Genomic DNA, 17962 nt, shown 5'->3' on the forward strand with positions numbered 1-17962 from the left:
TCACGAACATCATGTCCTACGCTATATTATTGTGATTGGCTAAATTAGAATGATCGGCTGCTACCACTATGAGAATGTCCCCCGCTAGTGGTACCACCACCGCCTCCTCCGCCACCATTATTGTTATTCTTTTCAATCTTCGTTTTGGTTACTGTTGTCCGAATATACCGATCTCCGCGATCTACCACACTGGAAGCACCTGAATCCTCATACGTTGCACGATTGACGGTTACGCGTCCACCCGAATTATATGCCATAATTCCTACCACGATCCCACCAATAACTACAGAGACTGCGAGCTGAAACCATGTATTGAACAAAATATGATCAGGATTTGCGTTCGAACCCCCACTAGGATAGTTACCTGAACTCGAACCTGAGTTGGAGCCCGAATTCGAGCCAGGGTATGTAGACCCTGTACCTGAATCTTCATCCAGAGGTTTGTCACCTAGATACTCATATGCCATCGTAAGATACTTCTCAAAGGCCTGGCTGTAGTTGGCATCAGACAGGTCAGGAGCAATCTGAGCTGTAATCTCATCAGCCCTGCTATTGGTAACATAGTCTTCCCCTTTATAGAAGCCACCCACATACACATTACGATTGTACATATCCAGAGTCAAAATAACCGCATTACCATGAGGCTTATCATAGCCTGGTGCCTGCTCATCATAGAAGTTCTCTGTAACTAACTCATCGGTAAGCTGCTCCTCATTATTCGTCGTTAGAACGATGAGGTCCGTCTCTCGTTCAGCACTGTACTTATTCGCGAGGGTATTCAGATCCTCAATCTCTTGCGAGTTAAGCAAATTAGCTTCATCAAGAATCAATTCTTTCGTTACCGCTGCCGCGCTTTGCGCTGGAATCCACGGAGATGCTACACACATTACAATGAAAATAAAGGCCGTCATTAACGTAATGTACGTTCCCTTTTTCATAGGAAGCCACCTCCCATCATCCATGCCACAACCTTAATGGAGAGAAATGATACGGCCGACACGCCTGCGAACCATCCCGCAACTTTTGCTTTGCTGATTGGAGGTCTGCCCACAACTTTACCTGTCTGACCATTCATGGCAAACGTGTATTCCGTGCGATTGAAGTCATAGTACACCATCCATACGGGGAGCAAGACGTAATCTGCATTTTTCAATGTGGTATCAATCTGTTTATCCGTATAACTCACACTCGTATACCCCGAAACGGTAGAGGCAATGTAAGATTCAATATAAGGTTGCGTTTTTTCCTTAGCTCGGGGATAGAGCTCTTCATCGGTATAGCTATATTTTTCCGCAATATAACCCGCGAGATACGGTGTTTTGAAATCCTTCAATTGGTTGTAGGGAAAAGGCTCCAGCTTATCCATCAGTTTATCATCCATTTTCTTGGATGCATCAATGGGTAGGTTCACATAATTCAGCCGAATTTTGCGGTATATCTCATAGTGCTGGGTTTCGGTATAGTGATAATCACCCTGCGTATAGCTTCTCACCTTGGTGGCACGACCATGAACTTCAATTCTGTTATGTAACTCATATAACCAGAAGGGCACGTAGATCCCGGTTATTTCTTTAATCCGATCAGCCGTCATGAAGCCACTTGGCGTAAGCAGGCCGTTTTTGCACCACTTTTTGAATGCTTCCTTCGCAGTCTCCTTCGTAATAGCAAAAGGAATCACCATCGCTGGAGCTAGCTCTCCGCTCAATCGGTCACTCAGCACAACGGCAGCTCCGCAAAAGCTACACGTAGTTGCACTCGTATCTGCGTCTGTCACAAGATCTGCCCCACAGCTGGTACAGTGGTATGACTTGACCTCGTTCTCCGTAAACACTTGTTTCTTGAGTGGGTCTGGAATCTGCTCAATGTTATCCTGACGCCCACAACTGGGACAGGATAACTTGCCTGTATTTCCATCAAAGTTCATCCCGCTACCGCAATTGGGACATTTGTATTCAAGAACCGGCATCTGCTCACCTCAATGTCTTAAAAATGTATTCTTTACATCTATAAATAGGTTCACTTATTGTTTAGTTGCTGTTGGATGACTGCAAGTTCTTCCTCTGCCGTTGGTACCTTCTTCTCTGGATTACCCGTTTCGGCATTCATGTCCTTCTCCAATTGTGCAATTAATTCGTCCAAGTCATCTTCCTGCGCACCTGCTCGAAGCTCTGTTAGAGCCTCTGCTTCGTTCAATGCTTGATTAGCCTTGTCTTCCATTGCACGGAGTGCATCGTTTGCTTTACCCGCCGATGCATTCTGCTCATTAGCCTGTTGCTTGGCCTTCGCATCTGCCATTTTGCTTTTCAACTCAGTATATCTGGCCTCCATCGTCGCCATATCCGCGATCAGTTTATCCTGCATATGCTTCATCACTTTGGCTTTGGCTGCGGCTCGATCATAGGCGGCTTGTAATTCATTGTGCTTCTCGGCCTGCTTCGCTTTTTTCTGCAAGAATTGGAGCGCCTTATCCTCATCTCGGGATTCTGCTGACTTCTCTGCATATCGCTGAAGCTTGCGTAGTTCCGCACTCGATTCATCCAAAGCTCGCTTCGCTCTGCTCTCGTCCGAGAGTACGGCAGTCGTCTCTGCTTTTACCTGTCCTAGATCACTGCTCAAGCTACGCATAACCTCGTTCACCGTTCTCTCCGGATCGTCAGATCGGCTTAACAAGCTATTCATATTTGCCTTCATCACGTCCCTAAACCTCGACAAGATTCCCATAATTTGTTCCTCCTCCGATAAGTTCATATGTAACTATAATACATGAATTTGAGGTTTGAGGTTTCACATTTCAAGATTGCAAGTAGAGTTACTACGAATCAAATCCGTACGATAACAACGTAATATAAGAAAAGACGAGCACTTATCGTGTCGCCTCATGTTCTTGTATAAACACACACAAACTCAAGGAATCATCCTTTTTGCACTTCACGAATCTTACTGAACTACAGTTCAACGGGAAGGCTCTCCACCGCTGTGAAAAAAACATCTAATAGCTCGACATTGTATACTATTCGAACGTATTCGGTTATTATCTCCACATCTTCCTCCTTCTGATACTCCAGACATGGACGGCCCTCACTCCACAGCACCCTGCACGGGAACTTTCCAACAATATCTTTAATAATGTGATCCGATTCAGCCACTTTATGAATATCTCCCATCTGAACTCTCCTTACTTCCACACGTATCGTGTGCAATTTTCCATTCATTTTGAGATACATCACGGTTCGGTTCAGTGCACTTCATCACACTCGACTCAAAGAGCTGTGGTAATACACCACATGGACATTTTGCAGACATGACCGTGTTGGTTCGTTCAAAGGTGCCATTCCTCCGCAAGTTGGCTATAATAAGGGGATCAATGATTTCTATAAAAGGCAGGAAAATTATGCGTACACGAGTTCACTTTATCGCTCCCTACGAATCCATGATTCCTATCATACAAGAGTGCATTCCTCGCTTTCCCCAGTTAGCCATTCAGACGGACGTGGGCGATTTGGCGAAAGGTATGGAACTAGCCACTCAAGCTGAGAAAAACGGTGCAGAGATTATCATCAGTCGTGGTGGAACGGCTCAATTGATTAAGAAAGCAGTGACTATTCCCGTCATTGATGTGCAGTTATCGGGCTATGATATGATTCGTTCACTTACACTGGCAAGCCAGTTTAATGGCCAAACGGCCATCGTTGGTTTCTCCAACATCACCTCGGGTGCACAATCCATTATTGATCTGATGGATCTTCCCCTCAAGGTCTATACCATACATAGCTCGGAAGATGTGGCACGATTGCTCTTGGAGTTGAAAGCTTCTGGTTACCGTCAGATTGTTGGAGATGTGATCACTGTCAGCACCGCGAAGACCTATGGTCTGGAAGGATTGTTGATCCAATCCGGCCAGGAGTCCATCCTTAGAGCGATGGAGGATGCACAGCTGGTCTACCGGTATTTGAGCAAAAATCATGCGATATCGAACATCCTAAATGACCTGGTTACACAGGAACATCCGAATTTGCTTATTTTAAACGAACGGAATGAAGTTGTGTTCGAGAATCTGACCGACTTTGAGAAAAATCCACTGACCGATAATCACATGTATCTGACCAACACCAGCCTGGAATTTCATCAATCCCAGATCCAAAATGTGTTCATGGTGGACGATTACCAGCTCACGGTCAATGCCTATGAAACAACTCTGAACAACAATAGCTATAAGGTATATATGCTGGAAAAAGGACAACCCTATACCTTTGCACAATTCGGCATAACAACCTTCACGGACGCATCGATGGAACCCATCGTTGCCGAGTCCCCTGCCATGCAAATGGTATTGAAGAACATTCGGGCACTCTACGAGAATCATGAACCGATCTATTTACTGGGTGAAGCGGATTCCGGTAAATCTTTTCTGGTCAAACACATGCATCAGATGTACTCCAGTGGCGGACTGTTGTTACAGATCGATCTCGAGCAAGTTCCACCCGGTCATTTGCACAAAATACCACTATCCAAGGTTAGAAATGTAGAGATTAATCATATGGAAGCACGTATATCAGATCCGGAGTTGCTCTCCTTTATCCAAAACTGCCTTCAAAGCCAGATTGGAGTATTCATCCTCGGGGAGCAAGCATTGACCCCACAGTGGTCACTCGATCTGGAGCTTAATACGATCATCATGCCAAATCTTGCGGATCGACCCGAGGATCTGGCTCCACTGATGCAGCATTTCCTTACAGGTTACTACCACAAATACGGAACTACTGCGGTTAGGATAAAAGAAGATGCACTACAGCTAATCCGCGATCAGATCACGAATATGAACGTCAACCAGTTGAAGCATCTGATTAAGCAGGCTGCACTCAATGAACAGGATTATGTAATCACCACGGCTACCTTGTCCCGCTTGCTGGGTCAGCAACCTTCTGCAAGTCACATGAAGTTGAACGGTACGCTGAAGGAGATCGAGAAAGAAGTTATTCAGTCCGTGCTTCAGGAGGAAAATAATAACCAATCGAAGGCCGCAGAGCGCCTTGGGATTAACCGAGCCACATTATGGCGTAAACTTAAAGATTAACTTTAAGTTTGCGTCTTTTTTATCGTCTTTGTATGTTGCATTTTTAAACACTTTTTCATGTATTTTAAATTTACAATAATTTATTGTTGCTATATTAAACGATTTGGGATAACATAATCCCTGCAAACGCTTTATAAAAACGATTACTTCATAAGGAGCTACGACTATGAACATTAAAGCAACTTTAGATCGCATCCCTGGCGGTATGATGGTTGTTCCCCTGTTACTTGGTGCAACCATTAATACATTCTTCCCGAATGCTCTGCGCATTGGTGGATTCACGGAAGCTCTCTTCGTTAACAGTTCCAGTACGTTGATCGCGCTGTTCCTGTTGATTGCGGGTACACAGATTACGTTCAAAACAGCAGGTTCATCCGTCGGTAAGGGTGTTACCTTGCTGGCCGTCAAGTGGGCGATCGGTGCAGCATTCGGCCTCGTTGCCATTTTATTTGCCGACTCAAGCGGGTTATTCTTAGGCCTTGCCCCACTTGCCATTATTGCTGCAATGACCAACTCGAACGGCGGTTTGTACATTGCACTCGCTGGTCAATACGGTAAAGAAGATGACAAAGCCGCCTATCCATTCCTCGCGCTCAGTGATGGTCCATTCCTGACTATGGTAGCGCTCTCCATCTTCGGTGCGATGGGTTTTGCCAACGGCATGTTCTCTCCTATGGCATTCGTTGCGGTATTGCTTCCGCTCATCGTTGGTGTCATTATTGGTAATCTGGACCGCAGTCTGGCGGAATGGCTACACAAAGGCAGTGACAAACTTGTTCCGTTCTTCGCCTTCTCACTGGGTATGGGAATCAACTTCTCCTCGATCATTCAAGGTGGACTTGGTGGAATCATGCTTGGCGTTCTGACGGTTCTCCTCACAGGCGGAATCGGATATCTGTTGTTCAAAGCGATTGGCTGGAATCCCATTGTTGGTGCTTCTGAAGGTTCAACGGCCGGGAATGCGGTAGGTACACCTGCTGCCATCGTAGCTGCTAATGCTTCGTTTGGCCCTATTGCCGAGATTGCAACGGTACAGATTGCCGCGAGTGTTGTTACGACAGCCATCCTATTACCGATCTTCATCGGTTTCCTCTCCAAACGACTGGAGAAATCAGGCGGAGTCGAGAAATACAATCAACGACCAACCACATAGATGGTTTCATCTGATCTAATATGCTTAATCTGTGCTTAAAGAGGTAGTTCAAAAAGTCCGCTTTTGATTACGAAAGATGTCTAACGGCATCTCAGCATCGAAGATAGGATTCAGCCGAAATAGGTAGATGCTTAAGAAGGTTGTTTCCTTTGGAAACAATGTAGTTGCTCACGTAGGTTTGCCTACGCTCCACTACTCCATTTCTAGCTTCATCCTATCTTCTCGGTACTGAAAACCGACCTTTTTGAACATGTGCTTAAATAATGATCTGAGCGGACTTATAGAATTGTGCTTACAAGGAGGGATAACTGCATGAAATTAGCCATTATTGCAGATGATTTGACCGGTGCCAATGACAGCGGGGTGCAGCTTGCCCGTCATGGCTTGAAGACCAGTGTTCTTTTTAATATGGATGAGGAGCCTCTTACACGTTACGATGCCGTCGTCTTTGATACAGATAGTCGCTCGATATCCTCACAGGAAGCGTATGAACGTGTATATCAGGCAGCCCAACTGCTGAAGAACAACGGGTTTGAGACAATCTTCAAAAAGATGGATTCGACCATGCGTGGAAACATCGGCATCGAGATTGATGCCCTGTATGATGTCGTCAAACCTGATTTTATGATGATTGCTCCAGGCTATCCGAAGAATAACCGTACTATCCTTGAGGGTATCCATTACCTGAACGGCGTTCCGCTCGCAGATACCGAGATTGCGAATGATCCGAAGACACCCGTAACTCTTTCCTACCTTCCGGACTTGCTGAAACAGCAGACGAATTATGAAGTGGGCGAAATTACGATTGCTGATCTCGAGGTTGGCGAAGGTCACATTCAAGTGAAACTGGAACAGTTTAAACAAAATAACATTCCCTATGTACTCGTAGATTCCACAGAAGAACAGCATCTGGAGATGATCTTGCAGATGACTCGCGAGCTGGAGTATACCTTTGCCTGGGCAGGATCTGCTGGTATTGCTAACTACCTCCCTGCTCATTACGAGCTTGAATCCAAGTCGGCCGAACTTACAATACCGATGAATCCCGGCCCCATCCTGACAGTTGTGGGCAGCGTGAACAAAAATTCCCGCGAGCAGTTAAATCTACTGCTGAAACAGACTCGCATCTCGTCCGTTCTGTTCCACTCTTTCAAAGCTGTGTCTGCATCAGCTGACCGTGCAGAGGAAATGGAACGCGTCTATGCAGAGGTGAGATCCAAAGCGCTGGAAGGACAAGATGTCGTCCTATACTCCACCGCAGAACAAGTGGACATTGAACTGGCACGAGCAACGGGCGAAATACGTGGTCTCAATCATACGGAAGTCAGCAATGAAATTGTACTTGCGATGGGTGAGGTCTGTGCCAGACTACTGGAAGAGGGACTTTTCAAAGGGGTATCCATGACGGGTGGCGATACAGCTAAACAAATCTGTCTGAAATGGAATATTAGCGGTTTCGAGCTGCTGGATGAGCTTGAAATCGGTGTACCGATCTCCAAGTTTATCGGGATTGATGATCTGCATGTGATTACCAAAGCTGGCGGATTCGGCAAACCCGATGTCTTTATCCATGCAATTCAAAAATTAAAAGGGGGTATTCTCGTATGAAACCTACAATTGGAATTACGATGGGCGACGCAGCAGGTATTGGGCCGGAGATTATTATGAAAGCACTGGGTCATCAAGAAATGTATGATCAGTGCAATCCACTCGTTATCGGTGATGCGAAGATTCTAGAACGCGTGCTGCCGGTTATCGGCTCAAGTCTGAACGTCAACGCTATTCAAGAGCCTTCCGAAGCCAAGTATGAGTTCGGTACTGTGGATGTGATTGATCTGAATCTCGTTCCTGCCGATCTGGAATATGGCAAAGTGTCTGCCGTGGCAGGAGATGCAGCATTTCAGTTTCTCGCCAAAGCCATTGACCTTGCCAAAAAGCAGCAGATTCAATCCATCTGCACGGCACCTTTGAACAAAGAAGCTTTGCACCAAGGGGGGCACCTGTATCCGGGACACACCGAGATTCTGGCTGACCTGACAGATACACAGGACTTTTCCATGATGCTGACAACGCCTAATTTAAGAGTCATTCACCTGACAACACACATGGGTCTGATCGATGCGATCGCGAGCATTAATCCGGAAAGAACCTACACCGTTGTGAAGCTTGCCCATGATACACTGAAAAAAGCAGGCTTTGAGAATCCACGCGTTGCTGTATGTGGAATTAATCCTCATGCCGGAGAGAACGGCTTGTTCGGTAACGGAGAAGAAGAAGAGAAGCTGCAGCCGGGTATTGAACGTGCGCAACAGGAAGGCATTAACGTGGTTGGCCCACTCCCGGCGGACACCCTCTTCTTCCGCGCTGGTCGCGGTGATTTCGATATCGTCGTAGCCTGCTATCACGACCAAGGCCACGCACCGATCAAGGTGATGGGCATCGAGGAAGGTGTGAACATCACCGTTGGTCTGAAAGGCGGCATCATTCGTACGTCCGTAGACCACGGTACAGCCTTCGATATCGCTGGTAAAAATATCGCCGATGATAAAAGCATGCTGGCTGCCATCCGATCTGCTATTGAGTTGGCGCCAAAAGGTCAAGTTTAAAAGCATCCTTCACACGGGCACATCAGTGAGTCTGGTCAGGAAACTATCTCTATGTAGATGTATCTTTATATAGAAGAAACAAGGCAAACCCTCTTTAACTCCGAGGGTTTGCCTTATTTATATTTCTTGCGCATATTTCCTGTCTCTAGAATTTGTCATATGGTCTGGGTTATCATTGCACGGCCATTCTGTTGATTGTTCCAGTTTATTGCTTACTTCTCAAATGGCTCAGAGCCTTATATACTCGGATCGCTCCCTACCAGCATAACTTCACGCCCACTCTGCGGCTGTCTACTTCGACGATATGCACTCGGTGACATGCTGTTGAATTTGTTGAAGATACGATTGAATTGAGAGAAACTGGCGAAGCCACACTGTGCTGCAATATCAGTAATTTTGTGATTGGTGTTCAGGAGCATTTGCTGGGCGTTACGAATTCGAGTCATCTGAATATATTCCGTGAACGTAAATCCTGTTATTTTGTTGAACTGGCGAGACAAGTGATGAGCACTCACGAAAAATTTCTTAGATATCTCCTCAAGAGAAAGCTCATGCTGGTAATGGCTATGGATATAGGATGCAATGGCATACATTCGTCTCGACATCGCAGAGCCTGTCTCTTCTCGAACATAGTCATTCTCCGCGGAGTGCTGATGGATCGCACACAGAAATTCAACGAATTTGCTATGAATGGCGACGGAATGAAGCGCTGAGGGACGCTGTGATAGCGCAAAAATTTCATTGATAGGCGCAAGTACCTCTGCACGCCTTTCTTCGGAAAATCTGAATATCGGTATCTGCTCCTCAAATATGGAGAATAACTCTTTGTAATCGTTCTCAAGTCCAGGTACATTGCGTGGTATTGCAAAGTTAATAATGAGTCTTTTGGGCGGCGTACCTTTAGGGTATTTGGTTTTGTGCAATAATGAAGGCCTTAGCAAGACAATATCCCAAGGCTGAATCTCATATATGTTGCCTTCAATAATATGTGCAGCCGTGCGATCCATGAGGATACAGATTTCATAAAAATCATGAAAGTGCTGAAATTCCATATTCAGATCATGGGATCGTTCGTCATAATCCAAGTGATAGAACAATGCTTCTCCAGGCTGGTTAACATGGATTGCATATCCCTGCTCGTATGCCAAAACGGATGGTCTCATGGACATGCCCCCAATCCTGAGTTTGTTGAATTTATTTTAGCATGAAATGCAATAAAAAACGTTGTTTTCAGCATACAATACATAGTTTCGCCCATTTCTCTTCTGGTATGATAAAGTTGATATGTTAGCGCTTGCAATAATTCAGCTCCATCAACGACTACAGCCTGTACTTACTTCAAACCAAGGTGGGAAACAAACATGAAAATGAATTCCTTGTATACTCGGATCCATACCATTGTTAAACACTTGGAACGTGCACGACTGACTTCAAAAACAGATATACCTGAGCTTTACCATAAAGAAAGTGGTTATCATTCATGGGAATTGGTGCATGAAGACCCGACCTCCTGGAATGTCTTCCGCAAGGGAGACGGCTGGGGTGGCAAGGATGCACACAGTTGCTTCAAGACCCGTGTTCACATACCTGACCATATGGAAGGAAAAAGAGTCGTTTGCGCCATCGTAACGGGTGCTGACGATGTGTGGAACTATGATAACCCTCAATTCTTTGCATTCCTGAATGGGGAATTGATCTGCGGACTCGACGTCAACCACACCGAAATTGATCTCACCCCGGCTGCAGTTAAGGGCGAAGAGTTCGAACTGGCATTATATGCGTACTGTAGCACTTCGACAGCGGATGTATTCTTGAATGTATATATAGCTGAACATCATCAGCCTGTATCTGACTTATATTATGATCTCAGAGCGGCGCTTGAAGCCGCCGACCTATTACGTGACGATGATCTGGAACGACTCAAGCTGATTGAACATCTGAATCAGGCGGTTAATCTACTGGATCTCCGCCAGGAGAACAGTGCTGATTTCCATGCATCGGTGCTGGAAGCCCGTCAATATTTGCAAAATCATGTCTATCATGATGCCCGACCTGCGGGAGATCATATCCCTACAGTCCACTGTATCGGTCATACCCATATTGATGTGGCATGGCTATGGACATTGGATCAGACACGGGAGAAGGTCATCCGAAGCTTCGCGAGTGTGCTCTATCTGATGGACAAGTTCCCAGAATATACGTTCATGTCTTCGCAGCCTCAGCTGTATGCGTACTTGAAGGCTGATTATCCGGCACTCTATGCCAAAATCAAAGAAAAAGTAGCCGAAGGCCGCTGGGAAGCCGAAGGCTCGATGTGGCTGGAAGCCGACTGTAACCTGATCTCTGGTGAATCAATGATTCGTCAGATTATCTATGGCAAACGTTTCTTCAAGGAAGAATTCGGCGTGGAAAACCGAGTGTTATGGTTACCCGATGTGTTTGGTTACAGTGCAGCCATGCCGCAGATTATGCGCAAGAGTGGCATCGATTATTTTATGACGACCAAAATCGCTTGGAATGATACGAACCAAATTCCGAACGACACGATGTACTGGCGAGGTATCGATGGCTCTGAGGTGTTAACGCATTTCATCACGGCTACAGACTACGACAAGCATCCCGAATTCAGACAGCGCAGGTTCGAGACAACCTATAATGGACGGTTCAATGCATCTCAGATCAAGGGAACATGGCAGCGATACCAGAACAAAAACATCAATACCGATGTATTGCAGTGCTACGGATTTGGCGATGGAGGCGGTGGCCCAACAGAGGAAATGCTGGAGCAGGGTCGACGTCTTGAGAAAAGATTACCTGGCATGCCTACGGTGAAACGTACCTTTGTCCGTGAGTTCTTTGAGAAGCTGGAGCAGAATCTGACCGATGTTTGTTCCGTTCCTCGCTGGTCAGGTGAGCTGTATCTGGAGTACCACCGCGGAACGTATACTTCTATGGCTCGCAACAAACGGTACAACCGCCACAGCGAATTTGCGTTGGCTGATGCTGAGTTATTCTCTGTCATTCGTCAGCAGGTAGATGCACAAGCGACCTACCCAACGGATGCTCTAGAGCACGCATGGAAGCTTACCATGCTGAATCAATTCCACGACACGCTACCGGGAAGTGCCATTGAGCAAGTGTATATTGATTCGAAAGAACAATATGAAGAGGTCTTTCAAGTTACGGACGAACTGAAAAGCAGTGCGTTGAACGGAATTGTGAGTAGCATTCAGTCGGATGGAGAAACCATCGTTGTGTTTAACACTACCGGCTTCGAACGAACCGCTGTCGTCGAGCTGCCTACTTTTACGAAACAAGTGACAGTATACGACGGGGATCGTCCTGTACCAAGTCAACGTACACCGGAGGGTGGACTTGTATTCCTTGCGGAGAACGTACCACCTTCTGGATATAAAAGCTTCCGCATCCTGCCTGATGTGTCCACCGAACAGATTGTGGGCGTATCGGTTGCACAATGGGAAGCTGGTCAGCAACGCATTCAGACACCGTGGTACGATGTTCAACTGAATGAAAATGCCGAGTTCGTATCCGTTTGGGACAAATTAGAGGGTCGCGAGCTGCTCCAGGCTGGTAAACGTGGCAATGTACTGCAAGTATTCGAGGATCGTCCTGCCGAATACGAGGCATGGAACATTGACGAATATTATGAAGAACATATGTGGGAAGTTAGTGATCTACAGGCGCTTGAATGGGTGGAAAGCGGGCCGGTGCGTTCTGTGCTCCAAGTCAAACGGCAATTCCTCGATTCCGTCATTGAGCAGAGAATTATTTTCTATGCACATACACGCCGGATTGATTTCCGTACGTTGGTAGATTGGAAGCAGGAGCATTTATTGTTGAAAACTGCTTTCCCGCTGGATATCTGGAGTGAGAAAGCTGTCTATGAGATTCAATACGGTAACGTAGAGCGTGCAACCCACCGGAATACAAGCTGGGATCAGGCTAGGTTCGAGGTCTGCGGACAGAAATGGGCGGATCTTGCGGAGAATGGGTATGGTGTTGCATTGCTGAACGATTGTAAGTACGGATATGACATCCATAATTCGGTGATGCGACTGTCACTCATTAAGAGTGCAACGTATCCGAATGAGAATGCCGACAAAGAGCTACACGAGTTCACGTACTCCCTCTATCCACACCAAGGCGATTTCCGTGAGGGACGTGTCATCCAAACGGCATACGATGTCAATCGCCCGCTCGTAGCTCGTGAGATTGGCTTGCAAGCTGGCAGCATGCCAGGGGTCTGGTCGCTCGCATCCGTGGATCAGGACAATGTCGTGTTAGAGGTTATCAAAAAAGCCGAGGACAACGATGATACCATCATCCGTGTTTATGAAGCACATGGTCGCCGCACTCGGGCTGCTCTCCAGTTGCCTGAAGGTTCTAGTTCAACGGCATATGCATGTGATCTATTGGAGAATGTGGAAGCCGAATGTGCCGTCGACAATGGTCGTATCTCCTTCGCTATTAAACCGTATGAAATACTGACTTTCCGTATCCCGAAGGCATAATAACGTTGGTATGTTACGTGTACTCTTTTATCGCAAAAAGTGCTCCTAGTCTCATTAAAGACAGGAGCACTTTTTTTGTTGATACTGACAATTACACAACCACTATAGGATACATATGCAACTATTTAATTTGCACCCTTTAAAACTCCTCATACTCACTCGGATCTTGATCCCACAGTCGTCCATCTGGTCGGCTAAAGGAAGAGATGACTTGCATCTCCTCTGCGTTCAGCTCGAAATCGAAAATATCGATATTCTCCTGCTGATGCTGGAGCGAGCTTGCCTTAGGGATTGGAATAGAACCGAGCTGGATATGCCAGCGCAGAATAATCTGGGTTGGCGTTTTGCCATGCGCTTCAGCAATGCGTAGGATTTTGTCGTCTTTTAAGATATCCTGTACGGCATCATTGCCACGTCCAATGGGGCTCCAGGATTCGTTTACAATGCCATGCTTCGCATCCTGCTCCCGTTGACTCGTTTGGTCAAAGAATGGATGTAGTTCAATCTGATTCAGGCTTGGTGCTACGCCCGTTTCCTTCATCAGTCGTTCATTATGTTCAGGCAGGAAGTTACTTACGCCAATGGAACGGATATATCCACGTTTCTTCGCTTCAATTAGAGCTTGCCAAGCCTCCACATACATATCCTTTTTTGGATTCGGCCAGTGAATTAAGTAGAGATCATAATAATCCAAGTCTGCTCTGTAGAGTGATTCTTGGATAGCCACTAATGCTTTGTCAAACGCGTGATAGCGCCCTGGCAACTTAGAGGAAATTAATAGTTCTTCTCTAGGAACGGAGCTCTGCTTGACTGCTTTTCCAACCGTCGCCTCGTTCTCATAGTTGTACGCTGTATCAATCAATCGATAACCTGCATCCATGGCAGACACGATCGATTTCACGCCTTCTTCTCCTTTTAGACTATACGTACCGAACCCGATCGCGGGCACTTGCAAGCCATCATTTAATGTATATTGCGGGATTGAATGTTTCATATGAGAACGCTCCTTTGTTCGATATTATTTATGTGTTTTGGAGAAAAAAGGGATATCCCCCTCTCGGTTTATCTTAACCCCTCATACCCGCTTGAATCAATTCGCCGTTAAGCTATCCGTCCTGATCACACATAATAGACACACTTACTTCTTACTACATCTAAGTTTGCATACTACTCACTCTCTTGAAGGTTAAATACACTGAGGTCTGCAATGTAATAATTCATTATCCATTTCTCAACAAAAACCAAAGAAACGCCAGTCACAGGGACCAACGTCTTCTTTGGAGGTTCTATCTTCGATTAAAAATTAGTGGAGATGATCTTAGCCGCTGCACCCTCGTCAATGAAATCCATTACAGATACACCAAAACGTCCTTTGGTATTGGTCGTAAAGAATGAGTTTACTTTGGGATTCACGAAGTCTCTCACAGAGCGAATGTTTGGGATGCCGATCCAACCCGGGTCATACCCACTTGTGAAGTTTAGGTACAGCCAGGAAGGGTTTTGCGTCTTGGCTTCATTGTACATGTTCTGAACATCCGTCCATTTCTTGCTCTTATCCGATACTTTAAAGTAATCTTGGATCTTCATTTTGGCTGCATTCTGGATGTTGAAGGTTGTGTTCTCCTGCCATGCGGTAGCGTTAATACCGTACGGAGTTTGACTCATATCGAATCTACGCAGTAATACGATCTTGCCTTTGGCTTCGCCAAGGGTAGGGATGTGGTCGGTTAGTAGCCATTTGTCCGGGTTTTTGGCGACATAGGATTTAAATGTTTCTTCGTAACTGCGTGTATTATTCGCTGGGGTATGTTCTTCTTTTACACTCATAATAATGGTCTCCGATGGATTATTGTTCAGGAAGCCGATGACCGCATTTAATACATCATCAAAGTTCTGGTTTTGATAGACTGACCCATGGTGGATGGTGAACGCATTCCCGTAATGTCTCGTACGCACGTCGAGGTAGCGAACCCCAATATTTAATTGCTGCGCAATCGTCAGATCCTGTGTCTTGGCAGTTCCATTGATGGGCTCATATAGAGCACCGCTGTCATGTGTTCCCGGAATGGAAAGAGAAGCTAGTGAGGTATTGGCTGGAAGTGATCCCATCCAATTCGAGCTGCTGTACGCGGAGGACACACTGGTCAACGTCCATGAAAAGAGAGTGACGAATGCAAGAGCCAGGCTTATTCTTTTGAACAATGTAAATACCACCTTTGCTTGTTTTGGTGTGTGTCTGATCAGGAAGCGGCGCCAGCTCAATGATCAAATGCCTATTACAGGCTGATGTGCATACTGTGGGGTTGTCTAGATGTCTATACCTCAACTCTACTGCTCTAGTGTTTACATGTGATTAGGTCTAGGTAAAATGCAGATTAATTGAGAAAATGGACGAAAAATACATTTAACAGAACATGTATGATTACTTTATGAAGTGTTTAGGGGGGACGATTGTAGATGGGAAGATAAGTAGAAGTAAAATAGAATAAAGCCCTCATCATGAATAATGAGGGCTTTTTGGGAATTCTTTTAAGAGGCTAGGTTCTATTAGCTGTTACATAATCAGGATTTTGGCTATTATTTATTCTCAGTAAGTATATCAACAACGATGTCGAGCTGTTTTTCGACAGAGATCGGATCGCTCATAAGAAACTTATCAAAATCAATAGAGTATACCTTGCCCGCCTTCCCTGCTGGTGATTGTTGAATCAGCTTCTGTACATCCTTGAGATGTTCTTCTGCTCCTTCAGTCACCGCGAGCAATAACCGATCACCGATATACTCCGGAACCACCTCGGCTGAGATCTCCCATGTTTCGCCTTGGATCACGTCTGTCTCTACTTTCGCGGCTGGCTTCAGACCAAGATACTTGTAGATGATATTGCCTCCCATATTGGTATCCCCGTAGACAAAGAGTGCATCAGGTCTCACGTTCAAAATAGAAAAGGTCTCATCATCACTCACATAAGGGCTAACTTTCTCCTTATATTCAGCGAGTTTGGCTGCGAACTTATCATTCCACTGCTTGGCTTCCTCCTGCTTCCCAAGAATATCACCAAACATTTCCACATCCTTGATGGGGTCATTATACTGCTCGACAACAATCGTCGGAGCGATTTGGCTTAGTGCATCATATCCACCTTCCATGGCCTCTGCAAAAGCAGCCGTTGTCACAATCAGATCTGGATTCAGCGACAGAATTTTCTCGGCATCCGGCGGAACGCCAACATCTTCGATACCGGAAAGATCCTCTATCAGCGGATTATCCAGAATGTATGTTGTTGTACCAACCGGCTTTACCCCAAGAGTCATCAGTTCACCCATATGATAGAAACTGACGACACGCTGAGGATGCACGGGAATTTCCGTTTCACCCTTCAAATGAGTATACATCCGCGTTTCTGTAGTGTTGCTGTCTGTGGATGTAGCTGTAGTCGTCGATGGTTCTGATGGTGTAGTCGGCTGGGAAGCCGCTGTATCTGTAGTACTGCCTGTCTGGCACGCACTGAGAAGCAAGGATGTGCATAGTAGCATCATCGCTCCAAAGGTTGGTCTTGAAAATCTAAACATCGATGTGTCCCCTTCCTTATTCAATTGATAATAAGTCTCATTCTCATTATGGGAATAGGAGTTGGGGCTTACAATAGACGATTCCAACCATCGTAATGGATTATACTGAACCTGAACTGTTTGTTGATGTTCTGCACGAAACTGTAGTGGCGATAAGCCGGTATGCTTTTTGAATAAACGACTGAAATAGTAAACATCCGCATACCCCACGTTGCTTGCGACTTCCTGAATACGTGCCTCTGTCTTTAATAGAAGCTGCTTCGATTTGTGTATACGCACATGAATGAGGTATTCAATCGGACCAAGTCCAATCTGGTTCTTGAACAAACGAGACAAGTAGCTTGTGCTACACTGGAACCTTCCTGCCAATTCTTCCGCTGTAATCGATTCGCTGTAATCTGTGTGAATGTAGTTAATTGTCTCTGTCACAATATTAGGTTTACTCGTTTCCTTCGTTGCTGTCGTTTGAATTACTCTCATGACCTCATGCACAAACGGGAGAAACATAGCTTGCGCCTGTAACTTGTCCATCGAGCTAGGTTGTTGCCATAGACGGTTCATCGTCTTACACTTATCCTGAATGGATAATACCGCAAATGGTACACATACATAAGGGAGATTGAAGCTCTCACGATCCTCCAATGCTGTGGCGTGTGCAACATATTGAATGATGTAACAAGTAAATTCCTGATCCAGCGGCTGCAAGGTAAGTACGGCTCCTTCTCCCCCGTGCATTATATAGGGTGCCCTACCCTGATACATCTCGCCCGCTAGACTTATACTGGCCTCTCCATGAGTCACAACTACGAAGAAGTTATGATCGATCACTTCCTCATTTGGGACTTTATCTTGTGCTGCATGATAATACCGAATATCTAGCAATCGAACGGCGGCTCGGCTCCACCGTTCAATATAAGCATCCCAATCCATACATCTCCCTCTCCCCTGACTATTCCGATGAAAACCGATAATCTTCTCCGAAGACGAGAAGCCTGTGGAGTAAATATGCCCATTATATCATAGAAAA

At 45.7% G+C, this 17962-nt stretch carries 13 protein-coding genes; 5 read left to right on the forward strand and 8 right to left on the reverse strand.

From position 1 onward, the window contains the following. Positions 1 to 44 precede the first annotated feature (44 nt). The 4 genes from MH215_RS23100 to MH215_RS23115 form a co-directional block, all read right to left on the reverse strand. Positions 45 to 938 carry a TPM domain-containing protein gene (locus tag MH215_RS23100; RefSeq protein WP_239293521.1) on the reverse strand — a complete coding sequence of 298 codons (894 nt, stop codon included), beginning with the start codon at positions 936 to 938 and terminating at the stop codon, positions 45 to 47. Then, positions 935 to 1966 carry a TFIIB-type zinc ribbon-containing protein gene (locus MH215_RS23105; RefSeq protein ID WP_239293522.1) on the reverse strand — a complete coding sequence of 344 codons (1032 nt, stop codon included), beginning with the start codon at positions 1964 to 1966 and terminating at the stop codon, positions 935 to 937. The genes MH215_RS23100 and MH215_RS23105 overlap by 4 nt, the downstream gene beginning before the upstream one ends. Positions 1967 to 2016: 50 nt before the next feature. Next, on the reverse strand, positions 2017 to 2721 hold the full coding sequence (locus tag MH215_RS23110; protein WP_239293523.1) for a PspA/IM30 family protein: 705 nt from the start codon (positions 2719 to 2721) through the stop codon (positions 2017 to 2019). Positions 2722 to 2945: 224 nt separating this feature from the next. Next, entirely contained in the window at positions 2946 to 3164 is a 219-nt protein-coding gene (locus tag MH215_RS23115) for a hypothetical protein (RefSeq protein WP_239293524.1), read from the reverse strand. 227 nt (positions 3165 to 3391) lie between these two features. On the opposite strand from MH215_RS23115, the gene MH215_RS23120 reads away from it, so the two are divergent. The 4 genes from MH215_RS23120 to pdxA all read left to right on the forward strand — a co-directional run bounded on the left by MH215_RS23120 (position 3392) and on the right by pdxA (position 8833). Continuing rightward, positions 3392 to 5074 carry a sigma-54-dependent transcriptional regulator gene (locus MH215_RS23120; protein ID WP_239293525.1) on the forward strand — a complete coding sequence of 561 codons (1683 nt, stop codon included), beginning with the start codon at positions 3392 to 3394 and terminating at the stop codon, positions 5072 to 5074. Between the two features lie 166 nt (positions 5075 to 5240). After that, positions 5241 to 6227 (forward strand): 2-keto-3-deoxygluconate permease, encoded by a 987-nt coding sequence (locus MH215_RS23125; RefSeq protein ID WP_239293526.1) that lies wholly within the window; start codon positions 5241 to 5243, stop codon positions 6225 to 6227. 312 nt (positions 6228 to 6539) lie between these two features. Then, positions 6540 to 7835: a four-carbon acid sugar kinase family protein gene (locus tag MH215_RS23130; RefSeq protein ID WP_239293527.1), complete on the forward strand. Its 1296-nt coding sequence runs from the start codon at positions 6540 to 6542 to the stop codon at positions 7833 to 7835. Then, positions 7832 to 8833: a 4-hydroxythreonine-4-phosphate dehydrogenase PdxA gene (gene pdxA / locus MH215_RS23135; protein ID WP_239293528.1), complete on the forward strand. Its 1002-nt coding sequence runs from the start codon at positions 7832 to 7834 to the stop codon at positions 8831 to 8833. The genes MH215_RS23130 and pdxA overlap by 4 nt, the downstream gene beginning before the upstream one ends. A gap of 236 nt (positions 8834 to 9069) precedes the next feature. Here the strand turns inward: pdxA and MH215_RS23140 are convergent, their stop codons facing one another. Further along, positions 9070 to 9996 carry a helix-turn-helix transcriptional regulator gene (locus MH215_RS23140; protein WP_239293529.1) on the reverse strand — a complete coding sequence of 309 codons (927 nt, stop codon included), beginning with the start codon at positions 9994 to 9996 and terminating at the stop codon, positions 9070 to 9072. Positions 9997 to 10194: 198 nt separating this feature from the next. Here MH215_RS23140 and MH215_RS23145 point away from each other — a divergent pair, with 198 nt between their 5' ends. Beyond that, on the forward strand, positions 10195 to 13365 hold the full coding sequence (locus MH215_RS23145) for an alpha-mannosidase (RefSeq protein ID WP_239293530.1): 3171 nt from the start codon (positions 10195 to 10197) through the stop codon (positions 13363 to 13365). 139 nt (positions 13366 to 13504) lie between these two features. On the opposite strand, the gene MH215_RS23150 is transcribed toward MH215_RS23145, so the two are convergent. From MH215_RS23150 to MH215_RS23160, 3 genes are all read right to left on the reverse strand, one after another. After that, positions 13505 to 14359 (reverse strand): aldo/keto reductase, encoded by an 855-nt coding sequence (locus MH215_RS23150; protein WP_239293531.1) that lies wholly within the window; start codon positions 14357 to 14359, stop codon positions 13505 to 13507. Between the two features lie 302 nt (positions 14360 to 14661). Continuing rightward, a complete protein-coding gene (locus MH215_RS23155) occupies positions 14662 to 15567 on the reverse strand; it encodes a phosphatidylinositol-specific phospholipase C (protein WP_239293532.1) in 906 nt (301 codons plus the stop codon). Positions 15568 to 15942: 375 nt separating this feature from the next. After that, positions 15943 to 17865 carry an AraC family transcriptional regulator gene (locus MH215_RS23160; RefSeq protein WP_239293533.1) on the reverse strand — a complete coding sequence of 641 codons (1923 nt, stop codon included), beginning with the start codon at positions 17863 to 17865 and terminating at the stop codon, positions 15943 to 15945. Positions 17866 to 17962: the final 97 nt, after the last annotated feature.

Origin of the sequence: Paenibacillus sp. ACRSA (assembly GCF_022346845.1) — a bacterium.
In the GTDB taxonomy this organism is placed as follows: domain Bacteria; phylum Bacillota; class Bacilli; order Paenibacillales; family Paenibacillaceae; genus Paenibacillus.

Excerpts from the sequence above, each read along its gene's own strand:
- MH215_RS23160 (WP_239293533.1), bottom strand. The coding sequence starts at position 17,865 with ATGGATTGGGATGCTTATATTGAACGGTGGAGCCGAGCCGCCGTTCGA.
- MH215_RS23105 (WP_239293522.1), bottom strand. The coding sequence starts at position 1,966 with ATGCCGGTTCTTGAATACAAATGTCCCAATTGCGGTAGCGGGATGAAC.
- pdxA (WP_239293528.1), top strand. The coding sequence starts at position 7,832 with ATGAAACCTACAATTGGAATTACGATGGGCGACGCAGCAGGTATTGGG.
- MH215_RS23125 (WP_239293526.1), top strand. The coding sequence starts at position 5,241 with ATGAACATTAAAGCAACTTTAGATCGCATCCCTGGCGGTATGATGGTT.
- MH215_RS23115 (WP_239293524.1), bottom strand. The coding sequence starts at position 3,164 with ATGGGAGATATTCATAAAGTGGCTGAATCGGATCACATTATTAAAGAT.
- MH215_RS23145 (WP_239293530.1), top strand. The coding sequence starts at position 10,195 with ATGAAAATGAATTCCTTGTATACTCGGATCCATACCATTGTTAAACAC.
- MH215_RS23100 (WP_239293521.1), bottom strand. The coding sequence starts at position 938 with ATGAAAAAGGGAACGTACATTACGTTAATGACGGCCTTTATTTTCATT.
- MH215_RS23150 (WP_239293531.1), bottom strand. The coding sequence starts at position 14,359 with ATGAAACATTCAATCCCGCAATATACATTAAATGATGGCTTGCAAGTG.
- MH215_RS23130 (WP_239293527.1), top strand. The coding sequence starts at position 6,540 with ATGAAATTAGCCATTATTGCAGATGATTTGACCGGTGCCAATGACAGC.
- MH215_RS23120 (WP_239293525.1), top strand. The coding sequence starts at position 3,392 with ATGCGTACACGAGTTCACTTTATCGCTCCCTACGAATCCATGATTCCT.
- MH215_RS23110 (WP_239293523.1), bottom strand. The coding sequence starts at position 2,721 with ATGGGAATCTTGTCGAGGTTTAGGGACGTGATGAAGGCAAATATGAAT.
- MH215_RS23140 (WP_239293529.1), bottom strand. The coding sequence starts at position 9,996 with ATGAGACCATCCGTTTTGGCATACGAGCAGGGATATGCAATCCATGTT.